8 protein-coding genes are annotated in these 10,794 nt (G+C 59.4%); 7 read left to right on the top strand and 1 reads right to left on the bottom strand.

Annotated elements, in window-relative coordinates:
• Nucleotides 1-235: 235 nt before the first annotated feature.
• Nucleotides 236-1,093 carry a M15 family metallopeptidase gene (locus tag BR41_RS08280; RefSeq protein WP_245615835.1) on the bottom strand — a complete coding sequence of 286 codons (858 nt, stop codon included), beginning with the start codon at nt 1,091-1,093 and terminating at the stop codon, nt 236-238.
• A gap of 175 nt (nt 1,094-1,268) precedes the next feature.
• Here BR41_RS08280 and tssJ point away from each other — a divergent pair, with 175 nt between their 5' ends.
• From tssJ to BR41_RS08245, 7 genes are all read left to right on the top strand, one after another.
• Nucleotides 1,269-1,850 (top strand): type VI secretion system lipoprotein TssJ, encoded by a 582-nt coding sequence (gene tssJ, locus BR41_RS08275; RefSeq protein ID WP_084186933.1) that lies wholly within the window; start codon nt 1,269-1,271, stop codon nt 1,848-1,850.
• 225 nt (nt 1,851-2,075) lie between these two features.
• Nucleotides 2,076-3,425: a type VI secretion system baseplate subunit TssK gene (gene tssK / locus BR41_RS08270; RefSeq protein ID WP_035055128.1), complete on the top strand. Its 1,350-nt coding sequence runs from the start codon at nt 2,076-2,078 to the stop codon at nt 3,423-3,425.
• A gap of 27 nt (nt 3,426-3,452) precedes the next feature.
• A complete protein-coding gene (icmH, locus tag BR41_RS08265) occupies nt 3,453-4,151 on the top strand; it encodes a type IVB secretion system protein IcmH/DotU (RefSeq protein ID WP_035055125.1) in 699 nt (232 codons plus the stop codon).
• 8 nt (nt 4,152-4,159) lie between these two features.
• Nucleotides 4,160-4,648 carry a type VI secretion system baseplate subunit TssE gene (gene tssE / locus BR41_RS08260; protein ID WP_035055123.1) on the top strand — a complete coding sequence of 163 codons (489 nt, stop codon included), beginning with the start codon at nt 4,160-4,162 and terminating at the stop codon, nt 4,646-4,648.
• A gap of 65 nt (nt 4,649-4,713) precedes the next feature.
• Nucleotides 4,714-7,380 carry a type VI secretion system Vgr family protein gene (locus tag BR41_RS08255; protein ID WP_035055120.1) on the top strand — a complete coding sequence of 889 codons (2,667 nt, stop codon included), beginning with the start codon at nt 4,714-4,716 and terminating at the stop codon, nt 7,378-7,380.
• Nucleotides 7,381-7,388: 8 nt separating this feature from the next.
• Nucleotides 7,389-8,264: a DUF4123 domain-containing protein gene (locus BR41_RS08250; RefSeq protein WP_035055117.1), complete on the top strand. Its 876-nt coding sequence runs from the start codon at nt 7,389-7,391 to the stop codon at nt 8,262-8,264.
• Nucleotides 8,257-10,794: a T6SS effector BTH_I2691 family protein gene (locus BR41_RS08245; RefSeq protein ID WP_156970614.1), complete on the top strand. Its 2,538-nt coding sequence runs from the start codon at nt 8,257-8,259 to the stop codon at nt 10,792-10,794. Before BR41_RS08250 ends, BR41_RS08245 begins: the two co-directional genes overlap by 8 nt.

The following is a 10,794-nucleotide window of genomic DNA, read 5'->3' as shown; positions in this document are numbered from 1 at the left end:
CAGCCCTTCATTCAGACATCTACCTGGTGACGTTTAGCTACTAATTGATTTCTCCCCTCACCCATTTGTGAGAGAGGGAATGAAAGCGTCGTACTGGTCTCCCCTCGCCCGCTTGCGGGAGAGGGGCCGGGGGTGAGGGCCCTGCCAAGTGCACAAACCCGAAAAAGCGCCCTCTCCCTAACCCTCTCCCGCAAGCGTGAGAGGGGACAAAAACCGAGAACAGCCTTCCAGCCCCCTACAAATCCTGCTGCACCGCCGCCTTGCGCAACGCCGCAATCGGCGCCTTCGATTCAATGTGGCCGTAATCCTTGAAGCCCCAGCGCCCGCCCCAAGTCAAACCAGCCGCCTCGGCCTCCTCACCCAGCGTCTGATACGCTTCGAACGCCCACGGATCGCGTTCGGATAAAACGATGTGTCCGTCGCGCATCGGCGCCAGATCCACCGCCAGACCGAACTGATGCTTGCTTTGGTACGCATGCGCCTTGGTCACCACTTGGTGCCCTTCAGCCAACATGTCCTGCCGCTCCGGGCTGCGATACCCCTCCAGCAGCGCCAGGCTGAAACCTCTTGCTTCCATCTTCGCCATCACCCGCAGCATCACCTGCGCAAACGGCTGATCCAGCTTGCTCCAGTCACGATCTGCCCCCGCCAACGACGGTCGTTCGCTGGTGATAAAGATCGAGGGGGGCAAGGGTGGGGGAGGAACCAGTTTTTCTTCGGTCAGCGCCAACTGGATGTGATCGTTCCTGGCATCGGGCTGCTGAATGAATGCGCCCAACACATGAAAACCGGCGAGGTGCAGCGTCGTCATGACAATGGTCAGCGTCGTCAGCAACACCAGCACCGGGTACAGCCACCAACGCCGGCGCAGCAGGCTGGGCCAAGTGAAATCCAGCTTACGGCGAGGTGCTTTTTCCAGCGGGATTGGCGCGGAATCCGTCCGCACAGCGGCCGGTTGCAAGACCAGCGCAGCGCCGTTCACTTCACGCGGTTCCGCATCGGCTCGCGAGTCTGGTCCGGCATAGAAAAACCGCCATCCCACCCAAGCCAGCGACGCCAACAGCAGAAACATCACGCCCAGAACAACCAACATACCGCCATCAACACCGCGCAAAATTGTAACAACACCAGAAAGGACAAAGTCAACCTGCTGAAGATATTTACTCAGCAAAAATTAACAAATGTTTCCACAACCCTTGTCCATAGCTGGATGAATTCGGCGCAAATGTATAATATCTGGCGCAAATTATCAAAACAGGACGCTGACAATGCCTGCCCTGCTCAGACCCAAAACCGTAAGCAAACCACTCACCCAATACCTAGCTCTAGTGGCTACAACACTGGCTTTCCTGAACGGTTGCGCCACCGTCCCGAAGGACTACCCGATCAATGGTGAAGCGGCGCCGACGATTAATCGGGACACCAATGGCAAATCGCTTTCAATCGTGGTCCGCTTATATCAGTTGAAAGAAAAAAATGAATTTAACCGTCTCACATTTGACACCGCAGCCAGCGGAAAACCCGACCAAGAGTTGTTCGGTCAGGAATTTGTCAGCAGAACTGAAGTCGTTTTAGTGCCAGGCGGCAAGCAAACCATCACCGATAAATTGCAGCCGGAAACGCGTTTTGTCGGCGTGGTCGGCTTCTTTCGCAAACCGGATGGGCAAGCGTGGCGCTTCCTGGTCGATGCCGATGCCGTCCGCAGCAAGGGCTTGAACTTCCGCGTGCAGGATTGCTACCTGCAGATCACCACGCCTGATCCGGTGGCCATCCCCGGCCAGGCGCCGAACTGGAAACCGGATTGCGGGCCGCAACCGACGACGACCAAGCCGGTGGTGACCAAGCGCTGAGCGCGGTCCTGTTTAGGCGACAGCCTAAATAGTCCCCTCTCACATCCCGTACAAGGTTTTACCTTGCTCAGGGAAAGTGGGAGAGGGCTAGGGAGAGGGTGCTTTGAAACCGGCGTGGCAGCTTGCACCGCCCTCACCCCCGGCCCCTCTCCCACAAGTGGGCGAGGGGAGAAAACGCCCCCCCAATCAGTACCAAACAGTACGCAACACGGAGATTTCAGCAGGATGCTCAAGGCAAAACGCGTCTTGTGGGGTGAAGGAATGTTTCTTCGCCCACAACACTTTCAACAGCAAGCCTTGTTTGCCCACAACACGGCGGCAGAAGTCCTGCACAGCATTCAGCGCCATGCCTGGGGCTTGGGTTCGGTGGAACTGGATGCCGGCGCATTGCGCGGCGGGCTGATCCGCGCTGATCAGTTGCAAGTCACCTTCCGCGATGGCACCCGCTACACCGCGCCGGAGCGAGAGCCGTTGCCGCTGTCGCGTGATCTGAGCGAGATTCCGCAAGTCGGCGTCGAGACCACGCTGTATGCCTGCCTCTCCAACCTGAATCCGTATGGCGGCAACACCCACAGCGGCGAAGGCAGCACCAGCCGGCCGGCGCGTTACCGCAATGCGCATTACAGCGCCGCTGATCTATATACCCAGGCGCTCGAAGCCGACCTGACCACGCTGGAGCTCGATATCCGGCTGATGGTCGAGGAAGAAAACCGCGACGGTTACGACTCGGTGCCCATCGCCCGCCTGACCAAGGACGCCACCAGCCAATGGCGCGCCGATGACAGCTATCTGCCGCCGATGACCCGCACCAGCGCCTCGCCGGTGTTGTCGCGCATGATTCGCCGGCTGCTCGATATCCTGCTGGTCAAGAGCGAGGCCTTGGCCGGGGCGCACCGCGAACGCGCCAAGAACGTGATGGAATACGGCACCACCGATATCGCCTCGTTCTGGCTGCTGCACACCGTCAACCGCAACTTCGCCCGGCTTAATCATTTGCTGAATGCCGAGCCGCTGCACCCGGAAGAGCTTTACATCACGCTGGCCGAGTTCTGCGGCGAGCTGCTCACCTTCTCCAGCGTGTATTCGCTCAGCGATCTACCGCCCTACCGCCACGATGCACTCGGCGAAGTGCTACCGAAGCTGGATGAACAAATTCGCGAATTGCTCGATACGGTGATTTCGTCGCGCTACGCCGTCATCCCGCTGGCGTCGCCGAAACCGTCGTTCCACATCGGCCGGCTGGAAAGCGACCGCCTGCTCGACAACGTCGATTTCTATATATCGATCCAGTCGGACATGCCGGCCGCGCAGATCATCGAAACCGTGCCGTTCAAGTTCAAGATCGGCGCGCCGGACGATGTGGAAAAAATCCTCAACTCCGCGTTGCGCGGCGTCAGCCTCGCCCATGCGCCGCAAACGCCGTCCGCCATTCCGGTGCGTGTGGGCAACCACTACTTCGCCCTCGAACCGCGTGGCGACATCTTCCAGCGCATGCTGCAGTCCCGCTCGGTCTGCATCTATGTGCCGCAGACGCTGGCCTCGCTCAACATCGAACTGATCGCCGTCTTCCGCTGACCGGCCCACTGAACCCGGAGAGTCACCATGACCCAAGCCACCGCCGAACTCGCCCACCCGCTGACAGTAGAAGCCCCCACCGGCCCTACCCTGCGCGACATGCTCGAAGACGGCGTTTATCTGCTGTTCCTGCTACGCGACGGCAACGCGCCCAACTCCTCGGCCGAATTCAACCGCCGGGTCGATCAGTTTCTGCAGCAGTACGACAAGAACGCCCGCAATTTCGGCAAGACAGCCGAATCCATCGAGCAATCGAAATACGCCTTTTGCGCCTTGATGGACGAAATCATTCTCTCGTCCGATTTCCCCCTGCGCGAAGAGTGGGAACGCATGCCGCTGCAACTGCGCCTGTTCGGCGAGCATCTGGCTGGCGAAGGCTTCTTCGACCGCCTGGAAATGCTGCGCATGGACCCGGTGAAACACATCGAAGCGCTAGAGACCTACCACGCCTGCCTGCTGCTCGGTTTCCAGGGCAAATACCTGCTGGAAGGCAGCGAAAAGCTCGGCTACCTGACCGCGCGCGTCGGCCAGGAAATCCAGCAAGTGCGCGGCGGCAAGGCCGAATTCGCACCGAACTGGAAACTGCCACACCGCTTCCAGGCGTTCGTACGACATGAACTGCCGCTGTGGTTGTACTTCGCCCTGCTCGCCATCGTCGGCGTCGGCGTGTTCATCACCTATCACGTCCTGCTTGGCATGCAGGTCGATACCTTCGTGATGCATTAAGACCGGCGATGAGCTCCGCCCGCCGACAAACCCTCACCCTCCCCTCCGTGCTCGACCGTCTGCTCGACGATCGCCCGTCGGAGCCAGAGGTGGCCGGCGCCATGCTGTTCGAAGTGGCGGACTTCAAACGCTCGCTCGCCCGCGATCTCGAAGCGCTGCTGAACACCCGCACGCTGGAGCACGAAGAACTGTTCGATGCCCACCCTTTGGCTGGCGAAACCGTCATCAACTTCGGCATTCCCGACCTCAGCGGTCTGAGCCTGCTGAACCCGGACGACCGCGAACTGCTGCGCGAACGCGTGCGCAAAGCCATCGACCGCCACGAGCCCCGCCTGAGCCGCGTGCGTGTCTCGCTCGACCTGCCACGTGAGGGCGAGCGGCTGCTGCGTTTTCGTGTCGATGGCGTCCTCAAGATTCACCCGCACCGCCCGCCGGTTTCGTTCGACGCGACGCTGCAGTTGTCATCCAACGCCTACAAGGTACGCGGCGATCTTTGATCCTCCGGTGACCCCGATGATCCAGATGCCTGATTCAGCAAACCCAAACTGACATAGCGCCCACGATGCTCGACACCCTCCTCGCGTCCTTCGCCACCGCCTTCAGCCAAGCCAACCGGCTGCTTGAACTCCACTTCAGCGACGGCAGTGGCCCGGCGGCCGATACCTTGTTGCCGCATGTGTTGACCGGCTCGGGGCAGTTGTCGTCCTGCTACCGCTACACGCTGCAATGTTTGTCCTCGGATGTGAGTCTGGAACTCAAGACCTTGTTGGGTCTGGGGGTGGAAGTCGGCATTCTCTCGGCCGACGGCGGCCGGCAGGTGATTACGGGCTTGGTGACTTCTGCCGAGTTCGCCGGTTCCGATGGCGGTTTCAGCCGCTACGACCTGACCATCGAACCGCCACTGGCGCTGCTGCGGCAACGGACCACCAGCCGGGTGTTTCAGGACGTTTCTGTCCCCGACATCGTCAAACAGATCCTCGACGAGCACCTCGCCGGCAATCCGGCCATTGCCGCCAGCTTTGCCGCCGAATTCGATTTATCCAAGACCTACCCGCAACGCTCCTATTGCGCCCAGTACCGTGAATCCGATCTGGATTTCATCCAGCGTCTGCTGGCGGAGGAAGGCATTGCCTATCGCTTCCGTTTTACCGCCGGGGATGCACCGGTCACGACCTTCGTGGCCTTCGATGATCCGTATCAACTCGATGCGGCCGAGCAAGCCCGCATCCGCTTCCATCGCGCCGCCGCCACCGAAGCCGACGACACGCTCACTCAATGGGGCGCCGTGCGGCAGATCACCCCCGGTCAGGTGCAACTGGCGAGTTTCGACTACAAGCCGGTCGATGCGCTCAAGGCGGAAGACGGCACCGCCGTCGATCATGGTGATGGCGGCCGGCAGGCGCAAAGCACCCTCATCCATTACGACGCACCGGGTGGTTACTTCGGCCAGGACAGCGACGATCTGTCGCGCTATGCGCAATTGCGCCAGCAAGCCTTCGATCGGGCGGCCAAGACCTTCTCCGGTGAAGGCACGGTGCGGTCGCTCAACATCGGCGAATGGTTCCAGCTCGACCAGCACCCGGCGCATGACGACGATGCACCGGAGAATCGCCAGTTCACCGTCACCGGCCATACCCTCACTGCTTATAACAATCTGCCCGGTGATCTGCAGCAGGGTGTGCGTGGTTTGTTGGCGAAGAACGATGCGCCAGCACAGCCATTCAAGGTGCGGGTGGATGCCGTTCGCCGCGGCATTCCGCTCAACCCGGCCTTCGCCGACACCGCCCACAGCAAACCCACCGCACCGGGGCTGCAAACGGCTACCGTGGTGGGGCCGCGGGGCGCTTCCGCCGATTCAAACCAAGCCGAGGAAATCCATACCGATGCCATGGGCCGGATCAAGATCCAGCTGCACTGGCAACGCCCGGACGAACATCCCCAAAGCGGTGCCAATCGCGACGACAACAGCAGCTGCTGGGTCCGGGTGGCCTACCCGAGTGCCGGCGACGGCTGGGGCACGCAACACATCCCGCGTGTGGGTCAGGAAGTGGTGGTGCAGTTCGTCGAGGGCGATATCGACCGGCCCTTGGTTACCGGCGTGCTGTTCAACGGCGCGCACCGCACGCCGACCTTCAGTGGCGCAGGATCATTGCCGGCCAACAAGACGCTCTCTGGCATCAAAAGCCAGGAATACAAAGGCAGCCAGTACAACGAACTGCTGTTCGATGACTCCACCGGCGAAGTCCGCACCAAGCTCTCCAGTGAACACGGCAAGACGCAACTGAATCAGGGTTACCTCACCCACCCCAGAAGCGACGGCAAGGCCGAAGCGCGCGGGGAAGGATTTGAACTCCGAACCGACCAACACGGTGCCGTCCGCGCCGGCCACGGCTTATTGATCAGTGCCGATGCCAGAAACGGCGCCTCCGGCAAACAGCTGGATCGGGCAGAAGCGCAATCCCAACTCGATGCCGCCTTCGCCCTGGCGCAAACCCTGAGCGACACCGCCACGCATCAGCAGGCGGATACCAGCGAGACGGGTAAAGACAACCTCACTGTCCAGAGCGACAACAGTGCCGGGCCCAAACATACGACCGGTCACCAGCAACATCTGAAAGAGGCGCTGAAGAGCTGGGACAAGGGCAGTAACACCGACAAGGACGGGAAATCAGGCAGCCAGGACCAGGCCGGGCAACAACCGATCCTGGTTCTCTCCGCCCCCGCGGGCATTGCCGCGACCACGCCGCAAAGCCAGACCATCACGGCTGGCACGAATCTCGATTGGGTGGCGCAGCGCGATACCAACCAGACCTCGGGACGACGCTGGCTGCATAACGTCGGGGAGCATATCAGCCTGTTCGTGGCGGGCGTCAAAGACAAAGTCAGCCTCAAGCTGATTGCGGCCAAGGGCAAGGTGCAGCTGCAGGCGCAGGAGGATTCAGTGGAGATTGCGGCCGCCAAGGACATCACCATCACCGCCCACGACAACGTCCATGTCGTCGCCGCCAAGGAAATCCTGCTGGTGTGTGCCGGCGCGTATATCCGCATCGCGGGCGGCAACATCGACATCCATGCGCCGGGCAAAGTCGACTTCAAGGGTGCGAGCCATAGCCTGGGCGGGCCGGCGAGCACGCAAGAGCCCAAACCGGACTTTCCGAAAGCAAAGATGTGCGAATTCAGCGCCCGTGATGCCGCCGCAACCGGCGATGCGCTGGCGCCGATGAAATAGAACCCGCCATGGAACATACCCTGCTGTTGCAGCACCGTTATCTTCTGGCCGACTTCCTGAACTGGGCGGATGGGCCGAAACCCGACGCGCTTCCATCTGTGCTATGCATGGCGCGCGGACTGGAAAACGACAAACGCATCCTGCCGGTGTTGATCGACATCGAACAGTTATCAGGTGCCGAGCAGCAAACACTGTGCGACTTCGAGCAATTCCAGCGTCGTAATCACGCGGCACCGGGTGTCTGCGCACTACTGAACTCGGCAGCCCCCATCGAAGCAATAGCGAAATACCTGGGCAACAACCTCATGCTGCGTGCGTCCAATATTGAGCCGGCCTTGTTCCGTTACTACGACCCACGCGTCTTTGCCCATCTGATGACGCTGCTTGGCGAAGAACAGAAAGCCACATTGCTCGGGCCGATCACCCACTGGACGGCACGTGATCTGACTGGCGCATGGCAAACCACCACGCCCACCGTCGCCGGGGCCTTGACCGGGCAACTCTTCATTCACGCCTCGCAAACCGCCTTCGTGCGCAATATCGGCGTGATCAACCGGGTGCTCAAAGTGCTGAAACACCCCCCGTCAGCACAAGCCCCCGATGCCGCTGAGCAGATTCATAAAGCGACAGAAACCGCGCGCCAATACGGTCTGGCCATCCCTGACGATCTGGTGGCATTCGCCAGCCAGTCTCAGCTTTATGGCCCGCAGATTCATCGACACCCCACGGTATTGGCCTTACTGCGCGTGACCGATGACGAGCTGACTTATGCCGAGCGCACCGAATCCATCGAGACCGATACATGGCAGCGCATGGCGGCCGAAGCCGTCATGACCGGCATAGCGCCATCACGCAACCGACTAGAAACACGGGCCGTTGAATAAAACGCCACCCCATACTGCTTCTCAGGAAAAGAACATGTCCTCGTGCCATCGTGTGTGCAAATTCTGCGACAAAGTCGGGCTGCCAATCCTGCCGGTCCGCTATGCCGTAGCCAAACTGGACAACAAAGCCACCGAAATCCCGACCAGCATCGGCAAAGACACCGCTGCCATTGCGCTGAAAAAAGCGAAATACGTGCTACGCACGCTGCGGGAGGGGTTTCTCTATGTGTTCGATGAAAAGCGGCAACACTGGGATGGCTACGTGCTCACGCCCGACGGCTATTACTATCAGTTCGACCCCAAGGAACAAGCGCCTGATTTGAGCGAAGCGAAATTCTGCTGTGTCGGCAAGAATGAGGATGTCGCGAAAGCATCTTGCATCACCGTCAAGAATGCCAAGAACGCCACCAAGGTCTGGTTCGGTTTTTCCGATGTTGAATGGACTCAGGCCACGCTCAAAAAGCATGCTGATCCGGCGTTTCGGGCGCGGCACATGCGTAGCGTTGATGTGCAGAAATGGCTTGGCAGCAAGAAAGACGACCACGCCCTCCCAATCGGTCAGCTCGATAAAACCGTTGCTGAATTCCAGCTCGACGACAAGACCGGCCCGCGCGAGTTCGAGGCATCGCCCTTCCCGTTTCATAGCCGCAAGGGCGTGGTGCAAAACGTCAAGCAATTCGCTGAGAGCTGCGCGCCCGGCAAGGGGATGATCCTGGCGCTGAACGATCCCGCCGGGGTGCTGTGCGAATTGGCCGACCTCATGCAATACCACGCCAAGGTCTTCCTGAATGAGCCGGTACGGGCACGCAAACTCACGGTCTCCAGCATTATCGACGGCCTGCGCAATTCAATCGCCAATAACGCGGAAGAAGACGACCGCGCCGCCGCCAAATCCAATCAGGCCATGATGCTGTCAGAAGGCGGCAGCATCGCCTATCTGGTTTCCGACACCTATCGAAAACAGTACGACGCCGCGGGCACGATCTCGGACGCAGAAACCAAGAAAGTCCGCGACGAATCCTGGGATAAGTACAAGGAGAAATACAGCGAGCCCAGCCGGCAGGCATTTCTCAAACAGTTCAATGCCGAACTGGAGCAACTGGGCAACGACTGGATCGAACCCCTCGCCGTTGCGCACAAAACCTGGCTCACCAGCGACCACAGCACCCACTATTTCAAAAGCAATTTCGACCCGAACGATATCGCCAGCGGTCTTGCCTATGAAAAGCTGTTCACCTTGTGCATTCAGGACACCAGCGACAAGAAGGTCATAGCTGATCAGCTCACCGCTTGGCTGGAGGGTGAAGCCACCAACCGCGCCAATTTGCTATTACGCGCCTTGGCGCTCAATAACGATGCCCTTGCCAAAGCGGTAGCCGGCACGGCGGCAACAGAGCTAAAAATGCTGCCGTGGGATAACAGCTTCGATATTTTCAAACGTGCCGTCGAGGCGGCTGAAAAGCTCCTCGGTCACACCATGGCTGAAAAACTGAACGGGAAAGACAATCTCACCAAATTTGCCCTGCAGCTCGGCGGCCCACTACTGAAAGTACTGGGCCACGGCGTTGATGATGCGGCAGCTACCGCACGCCGCAAGTTACTGTTATTGCTCGGAACCCGCTCTGGTGGTCGCATCGTTGCCGTTACCGCCCAAGGAAGGCGTGAAGACTTCGTCAAGATGCTCTACAAGCAAATGCAGCAGGCCAGCGGCGGACAAATCCCCCGCGCTGACTTACGCGAGGGGCTGCGCGAAGAGCTCAAGCGCATGAATCTGAAAGGGGACATGAAAAAGAACTGGTTGGTGTTCGTGGACCGCAATGAACTGGGCGAAGGCGTAAGCGGCAAGAATCTGCGCACAACACTCGGCAAAGCAATACTCACCCCGGATGAACTCGACGAATTGACACGCCACAGCCTGAACAAGGGCATCTCATCGCTCGGCGTGCGGTTGGGCGTTATCACCGCCGTATTGCAGGTGAACTCCATCATTAATGCCTTCAGCGACAAGAGCAAAGCGTTTGCCGACCAGAAACAGGAAACGCAGCAGCGTTTGGCAGCGGCAGCTGGCGGGCTGGCTAGTACCGTTTTACAAACGGCTAGCGTAGCGGCGGAAGGGACGGCTTGGGGCACGACGCCGTTGATGCGGAGATGGTTTAAGCTCAGCCAAGCAGAATGGCTAGGTGCTACCGGCCGCATGATTGGTGCATTGGCCGGTATTGCAGTCGCAATATGGGACGGGTTTACAGCAGTGGATCAATTCAATGCCGGCCATCGGACACTTGGGGCACTTTATTTGATTTCCGCATTTGCCGGCGGCGCACTGGGTATAGGTGCACTACTTGGATTTGCTTGGGTACTAGGGCCAATAGGCATCATATTGACTGTCATTTTTGTACTGGCAAATATTTTAATTGCCTACTTAAAGGACGACAAAATTCAAGAATGGCTCGAACGATGCGCCTTTGGAAAATCTCCGACTAAGAAATCGGCAGATGATGAACAAAAAGACCTTAAATTAGCACTCGAATAA

Origin of the sequence: Andreprevotia chitinilytica DSM 18519, from assembly GCF_000711875.1 — a bacterium.
Classification (GTDB): Bacteria; Pseudomonadota; Gammaproteobacteria; order Burkholderiales; family Chitinibacteraceae; genus Andreprevotia; species Andreprevotia chitinilytica.
This window is presented reverse-complemented; position numbering and strand designations above follow the sequence as displayed.